Below are 17,078 nucleotides of genomic sequence, written 5' to 3' on the forward strand. Positions count from 1 at the left end.
CTTCCGCATCGGCTCCCCATGTCCAGCTCCCTGTTCCAGCCGTTCCCCCTTTCCGGCCTGACCCTGCAGAACCGCGTGGTCATGGCCCCGCTGACCCGTGCACGCGCGCCGCATGACATTGCCGATGAGCGCACCGCGCTGTACTACACGCAGCGCGCGACGGCCGGCCTGATCGTCAGCGAAGGCACCCCGATTTCGCGCGAAGGCCAGGGTTACCTGTTCAACCCGGGCATCTTCAGCGCCGAGCAGATCGCCGGCTGGCGGCTGGTGACCGACTCGGTGCACGCCGTGGGCGGGCGCATGTTCGCCCAGTTGTGGCATGTAGGCCGCGTATCCCACCCGACCATCCAGCAGGACGGGCAGCTGCCGGTCAGTGCCAGTTCGCGCCAGCCGGTCGGCGCGCAGGCGTTTGGGCGCGACGCGGCGGGCAATCCGGCGCTGGTCGAACCGCCGGCGCCGCGCCAGCTCGCGACCGATGAGATTCCGCGGATCGTCGACACCTTCGCGCAGGCGGCCGCCAATGCCATCGAAGCCGGTTTCGACGGCGTCGAGATCCACGCCGCCAACGGCTACCTGTTCGAGCAGTTCATGAACCCGCTGGTCAACGACCGCAACGACCAGTACGCCGCCACCACGCTGGACGATCGCCTGCGCTTCACCCTGCAGGTCATCGATGCGGTGGTGGCCCGCGTCGGCGCCGCGCGCACCGGCATCCGCATCTCGCCGTACGGCCAGCTGTTCGACATGCCGCTGCATGACCGCATCGACGAGACCTACACCGCGCTGGCCGAGCACATCGGACGCCGCAGGCTGGCCTATGTGCACGTGATGAACCAGTCCGGCTTCAAGGTCGGCGGCACCACGGTGGACGCCGGTGGTGAATCCGGCTTCGACGCGCTGCTGCGGCAGATCAAGCAGGCGCTGCCCGCCACGGCGCTGATCCTGGCCGGCGGACTGGACCGCGACAGTGCCGAGGCGCTGATTGCCGAGGGGGTGATCGATCTGGCCGCCTTCGGTGCCAGCTTCATCAGCAACCCGGACCTGGTGGCCCGACTGCGCAACCGTTGGGAACTGACGCCGCCGGATCGCAGCACCTTCTACGGCGGCGGTGCCAAGGGCTACGTGGACTATCCGCCGTACCAGGCGGCCTGAGTCTTCGCGTCCGCGACGCAGGCTTCAGGCAATCGGTGGGCTGATGCGGTAGGTTTGGGGGCTATCTGCCTCACGACCTCCAAAGGATCTGCATGCACTACGTCATCACCGGCCAGTCGTTCCTCGCCTTCGCCGCCTTCATGGGCATCGGCCTGCTGATCCTGCTGCTGGCCATCACCCTAGTGGCGCTGATTACCCCGCACAAGGAAATCACCTTGATCCGGCAGGGCAACAAGGCCGCGGGCATCGGCATGGCCGGTGCCCTGATCGGCCTGGCGCTGCCGATCAATTCAGTGATCAGCAACTCGGTCTCGCTGGTGGATGCCGCGATCTGGGCGGCCATCGCTGCGGTGATGCAGGTGCTGGCCTTTGGCATCTCCCGCGCCATCATCACCCGACGCGGCCCTGACCAGATCGACGCCGGCAACGAAAGCGCCGGTTGGTTCTCGGCCGGCGTGGCGATCGCCGTGGGCCTGGTGAATTCGGCCGCGATGGTGCCCTGAGCCGCTTGCGCTTCAGGGCATGGCTTCAAGATCCGGCAGCGCGCAGTGGCGTGCGCGCAGCGGATTGCAGGTCGCTGCCGCCCCGCGCGGCAGCGGCACCTGGTATTCCGTGCCGAAGCGCGGATCGGGCCAGAGATAATCCGTCGATACATACTGGGCCCCGCTGGCCAGTGCCGCCTCGCGCCGCCGGGTGTCCCCGGTGCGCGCTTCGCGGGTTTCCGCATCGGCGCGCGTTCGCACGATGAAACCCTGCTGCACCGCGCGGCGGATCTGCTCCGCTTGGCCGATCGGGTCGTTGAGGGTCATGTAGGCGGCGGCCGGTGAGTCGGCATCGGTGTTGACGAACAGCACCCTGCCCTGCAGTGAAGGGCGATCGCCCCGATACAGCGCCACCTTCGCCGGACCTTCGTCCAGGGCGAACAGGAAGCGACCGCGTGCGTGTTCCAGCACCGGCCAGTTTCCCGCCAGCACGGCCTCGCGCAGGGTCGGGTAGCCGGCCTGCACGTCATCGGGCACGATCAGTTTGCCGGGCCCGAGCACCGAGCGGATTTCCGCATCCAGCGCGTCGAACGCCGCCGCATCGAAGCGCAGCGCATCGATGCCGCCCAGCCGTGCGTTCTGGTCATCCTTGGCGTTGACCAACAGCAGGATCGGCACGTGCCGGGGATGTGCATCGGACCAGGCGCGCAGCTGCTGCAGGCACTGCTGCAGGCGTACGCAGCTGCTCGCGTTGTCCAGCCCGGGCATGTGCAGCACCTTGAAGCCCGGCCGTTGCAGGTCCGGGTCGGCCGATCCGGCCGCGTAATGGCCGCCCTGCGGATCGTAATTGGCGTCCAGCTCCAGCTGCCGCGCCCCGTGCTGCAGCTGCTCGGCCAAGGGACGGTGGGCATAGTCCAGCGCCTGCGCCATGTCCAGATCGCGTCCGGCAAGCGCCTGCAGCCGGGCGTTCGGCATGGGCAGCTTGTAACTGTTGTGGGTACCGACAGCGAGCACATCGTTGAGCCGCACCGCCGCAGGTGCTGCGGCGGCAGCGGCCGGGCCCAGGGCCAGGGCCAGCAACAGCAGCAAGGCGGATCGGGGGCTGCCGAAGAATGCCACGTGGAATGTCCTGTCAACTGCGGGGCCGCTCAGCTTGCCGGCGCACGCATACACACAGATGACAGCCAGCACCTGTTAGTATTCCTGCTAACAGAGCCGAAACCGTCATGGCAGCTCGGCTGAAATCTTCAGATTGCCGTTGCTGTCCGTCTCACAGCCTGAGACGCGCCCTCTCTAGCGTGGTCCCATGGAAACCCTGCGCAAACTCGAAATCCTCGCCGACGCGGCAAAGTACGATGCCTCGTGCGCCTCCAGCGGGGCCGGCAAGCGCGATTCGAAAAAGTCCGGCGGCATCGGCAGCACCGAGGGTGCAGGCATCTGCCACAGCTACACGCCCGATGGTCGCTGCGTGTCCCTGCTGAAGATCCTGCTGACCAACTTCTGCATCTACGACTGCGCCTATTGCGTGAACCGGGTATCGAGCAACGTGCCGCGCGCGCGCTTCCGCGTGGCCGAAGTGGTTGCCCTGACGCTGGACTTCTACAAGCGCAACTACATCGAAGGCCTGTTCCTTTCCAGCGGCATCATCCGCAGCGCCGACTACACCATGGAACACATGGTGGAAGTCGCACGCCAGCTACGCGAAGAACACCGCTACGCCGGCTACATCCATCTCAAGACCATTCCCGAAGCCTCGCCGGAGCTGCTGGCGGCGGCGGGCAGGTACGCCGACCGCCTGTCGATCAACGTCGAGCTGCCGACCGAAGCCGGGCTGGCCGCGTTCGCGCCGGAGAAGACCATGCCCACCATCCGCGGCGCGATGGGTGAGCTGCGTTGGCGCATCGAGGAATCCAGGGAGGAGCGTGCACGGCCGGCACGGGTGGCCGCGCCCGACCGCAGCGCGCAGAAGCGGGCGCCGCGCTTCGCGCCGGCCGGCCAGAGCACGCAGATGATCGTCGGTGCCGACGGGGCCAGCGACCGCGACATCCTGACCACCTCCGACCAGCTGTACGGCAATTACCACATGCGCCGGGTCTACTATTCCGCCTTCAGCCCGATCCCCGATGCCAGCAAGGCGCTGCCGCTGCAACCGCCGCCGCTGCAGCGCGAGCATCGCCTGTACCAGGCCGACTGGCTGCTGCGTTTCTATGGTTACGGCATCGAAGAGATCACCGACACCACCCAGGACGGCATGCTGGACCTGGACATCGACCCCAAGATGGCCTGGGCGCTGCGCCATCCCGAGCAGTTCCCGGTCGACCTAAACCTGGCACCGAAGGAGCTGCTGCTGCGGGTGCCGGGGCTGGGTGTGCGCAACGTCAAGCGCGTGCTCATGGCGCGCCGCCACGGCCGCCTGCGGGTAGCCGATGTCGCGCGGCTGCGGGCGCCGATGCGCAAGCTGCTGCCCTTCGTGCAGCTGCTGGACCACCATCCGCATCGCCGCCTGGACGATCCAGCCAGCCTGCGCGCCAGCCTGGCGCCGCCGCCGCGACAGGGCTCGTTGTTCGGCGAAAGCCTTGCCAGCTGAGATGCTGCGCTGGTCGGCACGGATCGACCCGCCGTGGTCACTGGATGCCTGGCGAGCGGCCGCGCGCCTCGGGCTGGCTGCCGGCGTGGCACCCGAGCAGATCGACTGGCTGGAGGGCACCGATGCCTCGCTGCTGGATGCACCGGCGCTTGCCGGCGCGCCGATGTCCGGTGATGCCGGTGGCGCTGCCGGCCCGCGCGTGTCCAAGGCCTTCCTGGAGCTGGCGGCCAGCGTGCTGTGCCATCGCGATCCGCAGCGCCTGCCCCTGCTGTACCGGCTGCTGTGGCGGATCGCCCATGGCCAGCGCGAGGTATTGTCCAACCCCGCCGATGCCGATGTGCAGCGCGCCCATGCGCTGGCCCAGGCGGTACGCCGCGATGCGCACAAGATGAAGGCCTTCGTGCGGTTCCGCGAGGTGCCCGGCGAGGACGATGCCTTCATTGCCTGGTTCGAACCGGACCACCACATCGTGGACCGCGTCGCGCCGTTCTTCGCGCGTCGCTTCGCCGGCATGCGCTGGGCGATCCTGTCGCCTTCGCGCAGCGCGTACTGGGATGGCAGCAGCCTGAGCGCCGGCCCCGGTGCGCAGCGCAGCGACGCCCCCGCCGATGACTCCCGCGAGGAACTGTGGCGCACCTACTACGCCAGCATTTTCAATCCGGCGCGTCTGAATGAACGGATGATGCGCCAGGAGATGCCGGTCAAATACTGGAAACACCTGCCGGAGGCCGCGCTGCTGCCCCGGCTCGTCCGCGATGCCGGTACGCGCGTGGAGGAAATGCATGCGCGCGAAGCCGTGGCGCCGCAGCGCCGGATCCCGGAGGCGCCGCTGCTGCCTTCGGCTGCCGCTGCGCGCGCCGCCGACACCCTGCCCGACTCGCTGGCCTTGCAACGGCATCGTGCCGCTGCCTGCCGGCGCTGCGCGCTGTGGGAGCCTGCCACCCAGACGGTGTTCGGCGAGGGTCCAGCCGACGCGCGGGTGATGCTGATCGGTGAGCAGCCGGGGGATCGCGAAGACCTCAGCGGCCGACCGTTCGTGGGCCCGGCGGGGAAACTGCTGGATCGCGCGCTGGGCGAGGCGGGCATCGACCGCAGCACGTTGTACCTGACCAACGCGGTCAAGCATTTCCGCTTCCAGCGCCGTGGCAAGGTGCGGGTGCACCAGCGCCCTGACCGCGAGCACGTGCAGGCGTGCCGGTCCTGGCTGGCGGGGGAGATCGAGCAGGTGCGTCCGGATACCGTGGTCTGCCTTGGGGCTACCGCCGCGTCGGCCCTGCTGGGCGCCTCGTTCCGTTTCAGCGAGGGGCGCGGGCAGTGGCACACGCTGCACGACGGCACCCGCGCGCTGGTGACCGTGCATCCCTCCTGGGTGCTGCGCCAGGGCGATGGCCCGGCCGCGGACGCGGCCTACCAGGTACTGCTGGCCGATCTGCTCAAGCTCGCCGGTGATGCGCGACCGTAGAATGGCGCATGCTTTCTCTTCTTGGCTTGTTCCTGGCTGCCTTTGTCGCGGCCACGCTGATCCCTGCGCAGTCCGAAGCGGTGCTGGTGGCGCTGCTGCTGGAGGGTGGGCCACCGGTCCTGCTGGTAGCCGTGGCCACTGCCGGAAACGTGCTGGGATCACTGGTCAACTGGTGGCTTGGCATGCAGGTGCAGCGCTTCCAGGGGCGGCGCTGGTTTCCGGTATCCGCGGCCAGGCTGGAACAGGCGCAGGCGTGGTACCGGCGCTACGGCCGCTGGTCGCTGCTGCTGTCGTGGGCACCGGTGATTGGTGATCCGATCACCCTGGCAGCCGGCGTGATGCGCGAACCACTTCGGGTGTTCCTGCCGCTGGTGGTGATCGCCAAGGCCGGACGCTACGCCGTGTTGGCGCTGCTGACGCTGGGCCTGATGTAGGCCGGTGCGCCGACCCATGGTCGGCGAGCGCGGCGGGCCGTTGCCGGACAGATTCCGCCGAGCACGGCTCGGCGCTACCCGATCGCGGGCACCCGGGCGGTAGCGCCGACCCATGGTCGGCGAGCGCAGCGGGCCGTTGGCGGACAGATTCCGCCGAGCACGGCTCGGCGCTACCCGATCGCGGGCACCCATGCGGTAGCGCCGACCCATGGTCGGCGAGCGCAGCGGGCCGTTGCCGGACAGATTGGGGCATTCCGCATGAAATTACGTTGACACGACGCGATCGGCCCATCTGATAACCTGCAGCGTCTCCCCTATCGTGCGTCCTGCCCGTCGTCGTCGATGCCAGTACTTGACCCGGCCCTGCCGCCTACCCGTGCCGAGCGCCTGAAACGCGCCACCCATGAAACGCACGAGCGGCTGGACCAGCGCATCATGGCCCAACGGATCTTCGACAGCCGCGAGCGCTTCGCCGCGTTCCTGCGCGTGCAGCATCGCCTGCACCAGCAGATCGACACGCTTTACGCCCGCGCCGCGCTGCAGCCGTTGCTGCCCGGACTGGAAACGCGGCGCCGGTTGCCCGGCATCACCCGCGACCTGACCGACCTGCGCGCGCCCTTGCCGTCCACCGTCCCGAGCCTGCCCGCTGCGCTGCCGGTGCCTGCCGCACTCGGTTGGCTGTACGTGGCCGAGGGCGCGGCGCTGGGTGGGGCGGTGATCTACAAACTGGCCGCGCCACTGGGGCTTGACCAGGCCTTTGGCGCCAGCCACCTCGCTCCTCCTGCCGGGGGCATCGCCGCCCACTGGCGCAGCTTCACCACCGCCTTGAACGCCATCGTCCTGCCTGAAACCGACGAGCGGCAGGTCGAGGACGGCGCCCGCGCTGCCTTCGCCGCCGTGGGCGGGTTTGTTACCCAGGAGTTCCCATGAACGATGCCACCGACGCGGGTCTGGACCTGTCGAGCTGCGCGCGCGAGCCGATCCACACGCCCGGGGCCATCCAGCCTTACGGCGTGCTGCTGGTCGTGGACCCGCTGACGATGCAGGTGCAGGAACGCGCGATCACCCAGGCCCAGGTGCTGGAGTACTTCGGGGACCCGCTGGACCAGCACCTGGATGGCGTGCTGGGCGGCGCCCTGGCGCCCTACCGGCGCCACCTGGACCTGCTGGCACCGGGCTCCAGCGTCTTCCTGGGCTCGGTGCAGCTGGGCCGCTTCGGCCGCCACCATGTGCTGGCCCACCGCAGCGACACCCATTTCCTGGTCGAGCTGGAAGAACCGGTGGAAGGCGAGCCCGGCTCGCTGGAAGACCTGTATCCGCAGATCCGCCGCTTCATGGGCGAGATCGAAACCGTGTCCGACATTGCCACGCTGTGCGAGATCGGCGCCCGCCACGTACGTGCGCTGGCCAATTTCGATCGCACGATGATCTACCAGTTCGACAAGGACTGGAACGGCGCGGTCGTGGCCGAGGACCGCAACGACCGGTTGCCGTCCTACATGGACCTGCGCTTCCCCGAATCGGACATCCCCGCCCAGGCGCGCGAGCTGTACCGCCGCAACCGCGTGCGGCTGATCGCCGACAGTGACTACCAGGCCGTGCCGCTGCTGCGCAGCGCCGCCCATGCCGACGCAGCGCCCACCGATCTCAGCCTGGCGGTGCTGCGCAGCGTGTCCCCGGTGCACCTGCAGTACATGCGCAACATGGGCACGGGCGCCTCGATGTCGGTGTCGCTGGTCAGCGAAGGTCGGCTGTGGGGCCTGGTGCCCTGCCACAACCAGCAGCCGCGGCGCGTGCCCTACCACGTGCGCACCGCGTGCGAGTTCATCGGCCAGATCCTGTCGCTGCAGATCGCGCTGAAAGAACGCGCGATGGTCGTGGAAGAGCGCATCTCGCGCCGCGCCATCCAGGTCCGCCTGCTCGGCCGGATGGCCGGCGACGAAGACTTCATGGCCGCGCTGGGCCGCGATGAGAAGAGCCTGTTGGACCTCACCGGCGCGGCGGGTGCGGCGATCATCCACCGTGGCCAGTGCGTGCTGCTGGGCCAGACGCCGGGACAGACCCAGGTCAATGCGCTGGTGGACTGGCTGACCCGGGAACACGCCGGCGAGGACGTCTTCCAGACCGACTCGCTGCCCGCGTCGTGGGCCGAGGCCGGCGCGTTCGCCGACGTCGCCAGCGGCCTGATGGCCATCTCCATTTCCCAGCTGCACGACAGCTTCGTGCTGTGGTTCCGCCCGGAAGTGATGCGTACCGTGCGCTGGGGGGGCGAACCGCGCAAGGCGGTGGTCGATGGCACGCTGTCGCCGCGGCTGTCCTTCGAAGCCTGGAAGGAAACCGTACGCCAGCAGTCCACGCCCTGGCAGGACGTGGACCGCGACGCCGCGCTGGAGCTGCGCACGGCCATCGTCGACATCGTGCTGCGCAAGGCCGAGGAAATGGCCGAACTCAACGAGCAGCTGCTGCGCAGCAACAAGGAACTGGAGGCATTTTCCTATTCGGTCAGCCACGACCTGCGCGCGCCATTCCGGCACATCGTCGGCTATTCCGAGCTGCTTGGCAGTTCGGCGGCGGACAAGCTGACCGATACCGAAAAACGCTTCCTGGCCACGATCGTCGAGTCGGCCAAGTCGGCCGGCACGCTGGTCGATGACCTGCTGAGCTTCTCGCAGATGGGCCGCTCCAGCATGGGCCTGGTGAACGTGGACGTGGGCGCGCTGGTGGAGGACGTGCGCCAGAACCTGGTGATGGAAACCGAAGGACGGACCATCCAGTGGAACATCGCCCCCCTGCCCCGCGTGGAAGCCGACTCCAGCATGCTGCGCCTGGTGTGGCAGAACCTGCTGGGCAATGCGATCAAGTTCACCCGTGACAGTGCCGAACCGACCATCGAGGTCGGTGCCGAGCGCGGCGACAACGAGCACATCTTCTTCGTCAAGGACAACGGCTGCGGCTTCGACATGCGCTATGTCGACAAGCTGTTCGGCGTGTTCCAGCGCCTTCACCATGCCGACGAGTTCGAGGGCACCGGCATCGGCCTGGCCAACGTGCACCGCATCGTCAGCCGCCACGGCGGCCGTACCTGGGCCGAGGGCGAACTCGGCAAGGGCGCCACGCTCTATTTCACCATTCCGTATTCCCAGAGAGGCACTGCATGAGGGACCTGCGACCCATCCTGCTCGTAGAAGACAACCCGAAGGACGCCGAGTTGACCCTCGATGCGTTGGCACGCTGCCAGCTGCTCAACCAGGTCACCCACGTGCGCGACGGTGTCGAAGCGCTGCAGTACCTGCGCAGCGAAGGCGCCTACAAGGACCTCAACCACGGCGGCCCGGTGGTGGTGCTGCTGGACCTGAAACTGCCCAAGTTGAACGGACTGGAAGTGCTGGCCGAAGTGCGCGGCGACCGCCATCTCAGCCGCACCCCGATCGTGATGCTGACCTCCTCGCGCGAGGAGCAGGACCTGGTGCGCAGCTATGAGCTGGGCGTCAACGCCTTCGTGGTCAAGCCGGTGGACTTCAAGGAATTCTTCGACGCCATCCAGGGGCTGGGCATGTTCTGGGGCATCACCAACAATCCGCCGCCGCACCCGATCCGACCCTCAGGCCAAGGCCGCACGAATGACTGAAACTGCCAGGGATGCGCCGATCCGCATCCTCATGCTTGAGGATAGTGCGCTCGACGCGGAACTGATCGAGGCGCAGCTGACGCGCGCCCGCATGCACTTCCAGGTCCATCGCGTATGGACCCGCGACGCCTTCATCGCAGAGCTCGACGCCGAACGCCATGACGTGATCCTCGCCGACCACGTGCTGCCCGGCTTCGACGGCGACACCGCGCTGACCCTGGCCAGCGAACAGGTGCCGCAGCTGCCCTTCATCTTCGTCTCCGGCACGCTGACCGAAGAGCTGGCGGTGCAGGCGCTGACCCGCGGCGCGCGCGATTACGTGGTCAAGCAGCGCCTGCAGCGCCTGCCCGATGCCATCCTGCGGGCGATCCGCGAAGCGGAATCGCGCGCCAAGCTGCGCACCGCCGAAGTGGAACTGAAGCAGAGCCGCGACCGCCTGCAGCTGATCACCGACTCCATGCCCGCACTGATCGCGCACCTGGGGCCGGACCACCGCTACCGCTTCGCCAACAATGCCTACGAGGCCTGGCATGGTCGTCCACCGGCGGAGCTGATCGGCCTGCAGGTCAGCGACGTGGTCGGCGCCGGCCTGTTCGATGCCGCCCTGCCCCACCTGCAGCAGGTACTGCAGGGCCAACGCGTGAGCTTCGAACTGGAGCTGCAGCGCGCCGACGGCAGCCCGCGCCACGTGCTGCTGGACGGCGTGCCGGAGATCACCGCAGAAGGCGAAGTGGCCGGCTATTACACGCTGGCGCGCGACATCAGCGACCTCAAGCAGGCCGAGCTGCTGCTGCGCGATGCGAACGATTTCCTCGAGCAGCAGGTCGAGCAGCGGACCGCCGACCTGCGCCAGAGCGAGAGCCGGCTGCAGGCCGTGTTCGAGTCCAGTTTCCAGCTGCAGGTGCTGATCAGTCCCGACGGCCGCGTGCTGGACGCCAACCGCGCTTCGCTGGCGGCGATCCTGAGCGAAAAGGCCGACGTCAGCGACGCGCTGTTCTGTGAGTCGGCCTGGTTTTCGGCCAGTCCGGATGCGGCGCAGACGGTGCGCAGCGCGGTGCAGTCCGCCGCCGAGGGCAGCGAGTCGCGCCACGAACTGGAACTGCAGCTGCCTACCGGCACGCGTTCGTTCGATTTTTCATTCCGGCCGCTGCTTGACCACCAGCACACCGTCACCGCGGTGGTCTGCGAAGCGGTGGAAACCACCGCGCGCCGGCTCGCCGAAGAGGCGCTTCGGCAGAGCCAGAAGATCGAGGCCGTCGGCCAGCTGACCGGCGGCATCGCCCACGATTTCAACAACATCCTGACCGTCATCGCCGGCAACGTGGAACATGCCAAGCTGTTGACCGACCGCCTTGGCGACGGTGCCCAGTCCATTGCGCGTCCGCTCGACAACGCCCTGAAGGGCGTGATGCGCGCGGCCAGCCTGACCCAGCGCCTGCTCGCCTTCGCCCGCCGCCAGCCGCTGTTGAACCAGGCCGTCAACCTCAACGAGCAGGTGCTGGGCATGCAGGAGCTGCTGCAGCGCGCGCTCGGCGAACTGGTGCATCTGGAGATTGCCGTCGCCCCGGATGTCTGGTGCGTGGAGGTGGATCCCGGGCAGCTGGAAGCGTCCATCCTCAACCTGGCGGTGAACGCACGCGATGCGATGCCCGATGGCGGCACGCTGCTGCTGGAGACCGGCACCGGCGTGCTGGATGAAGGCTTTGCCGAACAGAACCCGGACGTGCCGCCGGGCCAGTACGCGGTGCTGCGGGTGCGTGACAATGGCCAGGGCATGAGCGCGGAAACGATGGCGCGGGTGTTCGAGCCGTTCTTCACCACCAAGGAAGTCGGCCGCGGCACCGGCCTCGGCCTGTCGATGGTGTATGGCTTCGTCAAGCAGTCCGGTGGCCACGTGCAGGTGGAGTCCACGCCGGGTGCCGGCACGGTGATCACCATGCTGTTCCCGCGCTCGGACCTGCCGCTGCCGGGTCCGCGGCTGGCCGAGCAGAACGGCTATGCCGAATACGAGGCGCAGGATGAAACCATCCTGGTCGCCGAGGACAACGACGACGTACGCGCCTACACCGTGGAAGCGCTGCGCCAGCTGGGCTATCGCGTACTGGAAGCGCATGACGGACCGTCGGCGATCCGCCTGCTGGACCGCCCGGACGTCGACGTGGACCTGCTGTTCTCGGACATCGTGATGCCCGGCATGACCGGCTGGGAGCTGGCCCGCCAGTCCCGCCAGCGCAAGCCGGCGCTGCGCATCCTGTTCACCTCCGGCTATCCGCGCGACCACCAGGCCAACAACCACCTGGGGCGGCATATCGCGATCCTGCCCAAGCCCTTCACCCGCATCGACCTGGCGCGCGCGGTGCGCGGCAACCTGGACGAAGAGCGCAGCAGCTGACCGTTGCTGCGCGCAGGGTGCCCACCCTCGGCAGGCACCCTGCCCCGATCAGTAGTCGTAACTCACGCTGACGCGCAGCGAGCGCGGTGCCTGGCGCACGGTGGCCGCGCCGTACAGCGGGTCCGGCTGGCCCGGATCCAGCTCCGAGTACGGCGAGCGCCACAGCGCCGCCTGGCTGTCGAACACGTTGAACACATCCAGGTTGAACCCCAGCCGCCCGTCGGCCAGCGCCGGCCGGTAGGACACGCCCAGGTCCAGCTGGCGACGCCACGGCAACCGGCCCTGGCTGCCCGGAGGCGCCGGCTGGCCATTGTAGAAGTGGTAGGCGGTGCCATAGCCGGAGGGATCGCTGAAGTCCGGGCCATAGGAGCCCAACGCACTGAACGGCGTCCCGGAGATCACGCTCAGGTTGGCCGATACCAGCCACTGCGGGGTGATCTGGTAGTAGCCATGCAGCTTGAACTGGTGCGTGGCATCGTTGCTCTGCGGCCCGTTGGTGTGCTCCATCAGCTGGGCATAGTCCCAGGCCTGGGTGGTGGAGACCGCGGTCTGGCCGATGCCGGACAGCAGCTGCCCTTCGGTGGTGCCGTAACTGCGCGACCAGTTGTAGTCGGCACGTGCGTACCAGCGGCCGTCGAACGGATGCTCCAGTGACAGGTTCACCGCGTAGTAATTGCGCTTGAAGCGCGGGAAGCCCATCTCTGCATTGCTCAGCGGCACGCTCACGTAATTGCCGGCGGTGTCGACCAGGTTGAAGGTGTTGGCGCGGCCGGGGTTGATCAACCAGCAGCTGACCGGATTGCTGTCGCGGGTCACGTCGTAACCCAGTTCACCGGCCTTGGACAGCACCGCGTCGATGTCGCAGTAGTCATCCACGCCACTGCGCAGCACCCGATAGGTCGCCTTCGCGCCGTATACCCAGTCCTGCCCCCACGCTTTGTTGAAGCCGAGGATGAACTCGTCCTGGTAGGAGGGTTCGATACCGGAGGTCGCCACCGTCTTCGGGTCCGGCAGCAGGCCGTAGTTGTTGTTGGACGATACCGCCCCGGAGAACGGCGTCAGCCCGGTGGGGTAGCCATTGGCATCGATGCCGCCATAGGTGTAATAGGTCGACGTGGCCAGGGTGGCCCCGGCTGCGTTGAATGCCGGGTTCAACGGCAACGCCAGGTAGTAGCGCCCCACGTTGCCGTACACCTTGAAACGGCCATCACCGTCCACGTCCCAGCTGAAGCCCAGTCGTGGCGCCCACTGGCCGCTGGTCTGCTTGATGTACGTATCGCCATCGCGGTTGAAGTTGGTGAACTGGTCCAGGCGCAGGCCGAGGTTGAGCAGCAGGTTGTCGGTGACCTGCCAGTTGTCTTCGATGTACTGCGCCCGCTGCGCCGAGCGCACCGAGGCCAGTGCGCTGTAGTCATAACGGCGCACGTAATAGCCGTCCTGGCCATTGACGAAGCCGCCGGTGGCCGGCACGCCCAGGCCGGTATTGATCGGCAGGTCCGGGTTGGACTGGCCGTAGATCCAGTAATACCCGTCGGCCGAGCCGACCGAGCCGCGGTTCAGGGCCCTTGCGTTCTGGTTGTCGATGCCCACGGTGATGCTGTGGTCGCCCCAGACGTAGTTCGCGTCCAGGCGCAGGTTGTCGCTGCGGTTGCCGCGGTCCGGATCCACCAGCAAAGACGTGGTCTGCGCGTTGGTGATCGGGCTGCCGCCGTTGAGCGCAGGATTCTGCAGGTTCGGCGTGGACAGGTACACCAGGCTGCCATCGTAGGCCGGGTTGCCGACGTAGTCGTCCGAACGCAGCTTGCCGTACTGCGCGCTGACGGTGAGGTTGTCGGTCAGGTAGCCGGTGTACTTGGCCGTCCACAGGCTGCCGCCGGTCTTGGTGGTGTCTTCGGCGCCACGCCGTGCGCCGCGGCTCAGCGTGTCGTAGTCGTAGGCGAAGCTGTCGCCGCGGAACACATTGCGGGTGGAGGCGCCGGTCAGCTCCAGCAGGTGGTTGTCAGTGATGTTCCAGTCCAGCTTGGCGTACCAGCGCGGACGGTCATATTCGTAGCGCGAGTAGGAATTGGTCGACTCCACGTTCTTGACGTCGGTTCCTTCGCGCTGCTCCAGCTCATACGAGCCGAAGAAGAACAGCCGGTCCTCCAGCAGCGGACCGCCGGCATACACGCTCCTGGTGGTGACCCACTGGCGGTCCTGGCTTTCCGGAGCGTACAGCGCCCCGTTGGCGGGGTAGTAGACATCGTCCTTGTCTGCGCGCGTGGCGGCCGGTTCCCAGGTCAGCTGGCCACCGAAACGCCATTGGTTGGTACCGCGCTTGCCGACGGCGTTGATCACCCCGCCATCGCTGCGGCCATACTTGGCGCTGTAACCGCCGGTATAGATTTCCTGCTGGTCGATGCTGCCGTAGGGCAAGGTCAGGCCACCCAGCCCGCGCAGCGGATCGGTGGTGTTGAAGCCATTGATGTAATACGCGTTCTCCGCAGCGGAAGAGCCGCCGAAGCTGACCAGCTGGGCGCCGGTCGGTCCGGCATAGGTCCCGTTGCCACTGTTGGCCACCACCCCAGGGGCCAGCTGCGCGATGGCTTCGGCCGAGCGTCCCAGCGGCAGCCGCTGCAGTTGTTCGGCGGTGACCACGGTGCGCGAATCCACGCTGCTGACATCGATCGAGGCGGCGGCGCGATCTGCGCTCACCTGCACGCCGGACAGGCTGGTCACCGCGGCAAAGGAGACGTCGGTGCTCGCGCCCACGGTCAGCGCGATGTCCTGGCGGGTCTGCAGCACGTTGCCATCGGCATCGCGCGCCTCCACCGTGTAGCGGCCCAGCGGAAGCTGCGACGCGCTGTAGCGGCCGCGCGCATCGACGGCCACTTCGCGGGCCAGGCCGGTATCGCTGCGCACGATGATGCGCGCGCTGGACGCGGGCGCTTGGCCGCTGATCGCGCCGGTAGTGGACTGTGCGTGCAACAGAGGGGAAGTGGTGGCGAGAACGATCGCCAGCGCCAGGCCATGCCGGCGCAATGAAGTACGAGCAGGAGTCATTGAAGGGAACACACGTCGGGGGAGGAAAAGGTGGTGCCCATTCATTAACCCTGCCCGACGCCGAACCGGGAAATACGCAGTGGTTATCTGCAACTTGCCGCTGGCGATGAAGGCGATCGGTGCTTTCGTGACAATCGTCACCGTGCGATGCACGCCCAGCCGCTACGCACGCCCGCCGCACGCGCCTGCCGTACATCGCATATCGCCGCCGGATGTGTGCACATGAGCAGCGGGCATCAGCGACGCCGCGCATGCCGCCGGCGTGATTCCTACAATGCGCAATGCCGTTGCGTGCCCCTCCTCCCCCACTGCGGATTCCTTCGATGCGCCTGATCCCTGCTGTCCACGTCGCCTGCATCGTCGGCCTGCTGGCTGCCTGCACGCCCTCTCCGCCCACGGCCGATGCTCCTGCTGCCCAGGCAGCAGCCCAGGCCGAACCTGCGCAGATCGCGTGGCGCCATGGCGATGTCGACGATGCCTTTGCCGAAGCCAAGGAAAGTGGCAAGCCGGTGCTGCTGTACTGGGGCGCGGTCTGGTGTCCGCCGTGCAACCAGCTCAAGGCGGGGCTGTTCAAGGATCCTGCCTTCATCGCGCTCACCGAGCGCTATGTGCCGGTCTACCTGGACGGTGACGAGGAAGGCGCCCAGGCTTGGGGCGAACGCTTCGGCGTGCGCGGCTACCCGACCCTGATCGTGCTCGATCCCCAGCAGAACGAACTGACACGCGTGGCCGGCGGCAATGACAGCGCCGAACTGACCCGCGTGCTCACCGTTGCGGCCGGCCGACGCAGCGCGGTGGCCGACACCTTGAAGCTGGCGCTGGCCGAACCCGGAAAGCTGAGCGCTGAAGACTGGCAGGTCCTGGGTGACTACGGTTGGGAGGTCGACGCCAGCCGCCTGAGCGGCAGCCAGGACAGCGCCAGCCTGCTCGGCGAACTGGCTGCTGCTGCGCCGCAGCCAGCGCTGCAGCGGCATTTTGCCCTGCTGGCACTGGCCAGCACCGACGACGCGCAGGCACCGGCCACCCGGGTGCGTGAACTGCTGCAGGTGGTGCTCGCGCAGCCGGACGAAGTGCGCCGCAACCGCGATCTGCTTGGCTACCGGGGCGCAGCGCTGGTCAAGCTGGCCAGCACCGGGCCGGCGTCCACCGACGCGCTGGGCCGGCAACTGCTGGCGGCCCTGCAGCGCGCCGATGCCGCGCGCGGCAATCGGCCGGACGATGCCCTGTCGCGCGCCATCACCGAAATCGCCCTGGCCCGCCTGCAGCAACCGCAAGGCGAACTGCCCGCCGGCTTGACCGCCCGCGTGCGCGAACGGGTGCAGGCGGCCAATGCCGCAGCAACCAGCGCGCACGAGCGCCAGGCCACCCTGGGTACCGCCGCCCATGCGCTGCGCCAGGCCGGCGACGACGCCGCTGCAGAAGCGCTGTTGCTGGCCGAGCTCAAGCGCAGCCAGACGCCCTACTACTACATGCCCGAACTGGCCGAGCTGGCCGAAGCGCGCGGTGACCGGACCGCCGCCGTGGACTGGCTGCGCAAAGCGTACGAGGGCGCGCAGGGTCCTGCCACGCGGGTGCAGTGGGGCGTGCTGTACGTAGAGGGCCTGCTGCGGCTGGCGCCGGATGACACGGCCGCCATCGAGGCGGCGGCAACCCGGGTCATCGCCGAACTGGACCAGCAGCCGGCCGGCTACCACCAGCGTACCCGGCAGCGCTTCGAACGCCTCGGCAGCCAGTTGCAGGCGTGGAGCAGCGAACATGCCGGCGCGCCAACCCTGGCCCGGCTGCGCGAGCGCATGCAGCAGCACTGTCCAACCGCGGCCGGTGCCGCGCCGTCGCGCGCGGCGTCCACCGGCTGCACGCAGTGGCTGCAGGGCTGAGTTACCTGCCGACGGCGACGCG

The 17,078-nt window shown here is 68.1% G+C and carries 12 protein-coding genes; 10 read left to right on the forward strand and 2 right to left on the reverse strand.

Annotated features, from left to right (window positions below; genetic code table 11):
• Nucleotides 1-18 precede the first annotated feature (18 nt).
• Nucleotides 19-1,152: an alkene reductase gene (locus tag ABB28_RS05365; RefSeq protein ID WP_057507647.1), complete on the forward strand. Its 1,134-nt coding sequence runs from the start codon at nt 19-21 to the stop codon at nt 1,150-1,152.
• Between the two features lie 92 nt (nt 1,153-1,244).
• Nucleotides 1,245-1,655: a DUF350 domain-containing protein gene (locus ABB28_RS05370; protein ID WP_057507648.1), complete on the forward strand. Its 411-nt coding sequence runs from the start codon at nt 1,245-1,247 to the stop codon at nt 1,653-1,655.
• Nucleotides 1,656-1,667: 12 nt separating this feature from the next.
• Here ABB28_RS05370 and ABB28_RS05375 read toward each other — a convergent pair whose 3' ends face one another.
• Nucleotides 1,668-2,753, reverse strand: a complete 1,086-nt coding sequence (locus ABB28_RS05375) for a Ca2+-dependent phosphoinositide-specific phospholipase C (RefSeq protein ID WP_211260368.1) — start codon at nt 2,751-2,753, stop codon at nt 1,668-1,670.
• Between the two features lie 187 nt (nt 2,754-2,940).
• Between ABB28_RS05375 and ABB28_RS05380 the strand changes: the two genes are divergently transcribed.
• From ABB28_RS05380 to ABB28_RS05410, 7 genes are all read left to right on the forward strand, one after another.
• Nucleotides 2,941-4,221, forward strand: a complete 1,281-nt coding sequence (locus ABB28_RS05380) for a putative DNA modification/repair radical SAM protein (protein ID WP_057507649.1) — start codon at nt 2,941-2,943, stop codon at nt 4,219-4,221.
• Nucleotide 4,222: 1 nt separating this feature from the next.
• Nucleotides 4,223-5,683 (forward strand): UdgX family uracil-DNA binding protein, encoded by a 1,461-nt coding sequence (locus ABB28_RS05385; protein ID WP_057507650.1) that lies wholly within the window; start codon nt 4,223-4,225, stop codon nt 5,681-5,683.
• An 8-nt stretch (nt 5,684-5,691) separates the two neighbouring features.
• Entirely contained in the window at nt 5,692-6,117 is a 426-nt protein-coding gene (locus tag ABB28_RS05390) for a YqaA family protein (protein WP_057507651.1), read from the forward strand.
• Between the two features lie 342 nt (nt 6,118-6,459).
• Entirely contained in the window at nt 6,460-7,047 is a 588-nt protein-coding gene (locus ABB28_RS05395) for a biliverdin-producing heme oxygenase (protein WP_057507652.1), read from the forward strand.
• A complete protein-coding gene (locus ABB28_RS05400) occupies nt 7,044-9,275 on the forward strand; it encodes an ATP-binding protein (RefSeq protein WP_057507653.1) in 2,232 nt (743 codons plus the stop codon). The genes ABB28_RS05395 and ABB28_RS05400 overlap by 4 nt, the downstream gene beginning before the upstream one ends.
• Nucleotides 9,272-9,745 (forward strand): response regulator, encoded by a 474-nt coding sequence (locus ABB28_RS05405; protein WP_057507654.1) that lies wholly within the window; start codon nt 9,272-9,274, stop codon nt 9,743-9,745. The genes ABB28_RS05400 and ABB28_RS05405 overlap by 4 nt, the downstream gene beginning before the upstream one ends.
• A 31-nt stretch (nt 9,746-9,776) precedes the next feature.
• Nucleotides 9,777-12,137 carry a PAS domain-containing protein gene (locus tag ABB28_RS05410; RefSeq protein ID WP_245625289.1) on the forward strand — a complete coding sequence of 787 codons (2,361 nt, stop codon included), beginning with the start codon at nt 9,777-9,779 and terminating at the stop codon, nt 12,135-12,137.
• A 48-nt stretch (nt 12,138-12,185) separates the two neighbouring features.
• On the opposite strand, the gene ABB28_RS05415 is transcribed toward ABB28_RS05410, so the two are convergent.
• Nucleotides 12,186-15,179 (reverse strand): TonB-dependent receptor, encoded by a 2,994-nt coding sequence (locus tag ABB28_RS05415; protein ID WP_057507687.1) that lies wholly within the window; start codon nt 15,177-15,179, stop codon nt 12,186-12,188.
• Nucleotides 15,180-15,502: 323 nt separating this feature from the next.
• Between ABB28_RS05415 and ABB28_RS05420 the strand changes: the two genes are divergently transcribed.
• A complete protein-coding gene (locus ABB28_RS05420) occupies nt 15,503-17,056 on the forward strand; it encodes a thioredoxin family protein (protein ID WP_057507656.1) in 1,554 nt (517 codons plus the stop codon).
• Nucleotides 17,057-17,078: the final 22 nt, after the last annotated feature.

The organism is Stenotrophomonas chelatiphaga (assembly GCF_001431535.1).
GTDB lineage: Bacteria > Pseudomonadota > Gammaproteobacteria > Xanthomonadales > Xanthomonadaceae > Stenotrophomonas > Stenotrophomonas chelatiphaga.

What these genes read in the sequence shown, in the direction of transcription:
- ABB28_RS05405 (WP_057507654.1), top strand. Translation starts at nt 9,272, where the DNA reads ATGAGGGACCTGCGACCCATCCTGCTCGTAGAAGACAACCCGAAGGAC.
- ABB28_RS05365 (WP_057507647.1), top strand. Translation starts at nt 19, where the DNA reads ATGTCCAGCTCCCTGTTCCAGCCGTTCCCCCTTTCCGGCCTGACCCTG.
- ABB28_RS05420 (WP_057507656.1), top strand. Translation starts at nt 15,503, where the DNA reads ATGCGCCTGATCCCTGCTGTCCACGTCGCCTGCATCGTCGGCCTGCTG.
- ABB28_RS05385 (WP_057507650.1), top strand. Translation starts at nt 4,223, where the DNA reads ATGCTGCGCTGGTCGGCACGGATCGACCCGCCGTGGTCACTGGATGCC.
- ABB28_RS05400 (WP_057507653.1), top strand. Translation starts at nt 7,044, where the DNA reads ATGAACGATGCCACCGACGCGGGTCTGGACCTGTCGAGCTGCGCGCGC.
- ABB28_RS05380 (WP_057507649.1), top strand. Translation starts at nt 2,941, where the DNA reads ATGGAAACCCTGCGCAAACTCGAAATCCTCGCCGACGCGGCAAAGTAC.
- ABB28_RS05395 (WP_057507652.1), top strand. Translation starts at nt 6,460, where the DNA reads ATGCCAGTACTTGACCCGGCCCTGCCGCCTACCCGTGCCGAGCGCCTG.
- ABB28_RS05415 (WP_057507687.1), bottom strand. Translation starts at nt 15,179, where the DNA reads ATGACTCCTGCTCGTACTTCATTGCGCCGGCATGGCCTGGCGCTGGCG.
- ABB28_RS05370 (WP_057507648.1), top strand. Translation starts at nt 1,245, where the DNA reads ATGCACTACGTCATCACCGGCCAGTCGTTCCTCGCCTTCGCCGCCTTC.
- ABB28_RS05390 (WP_057507651.1), top strand. Translation starts at nt 5,692, where the DNA reads ATGCTTTCTCTTCTTGGCTTGTTCCTGGCTGCCTTTGTCGCGGCCACG.
- ABB28_RS05410 (WP_245625289.1), top strand. Translation starts at nt 9,777, where the DNA reads ATGCTTGAGGATAGTGCGCTCGACGCGGAACTGATCGAGGCGCAGCTG.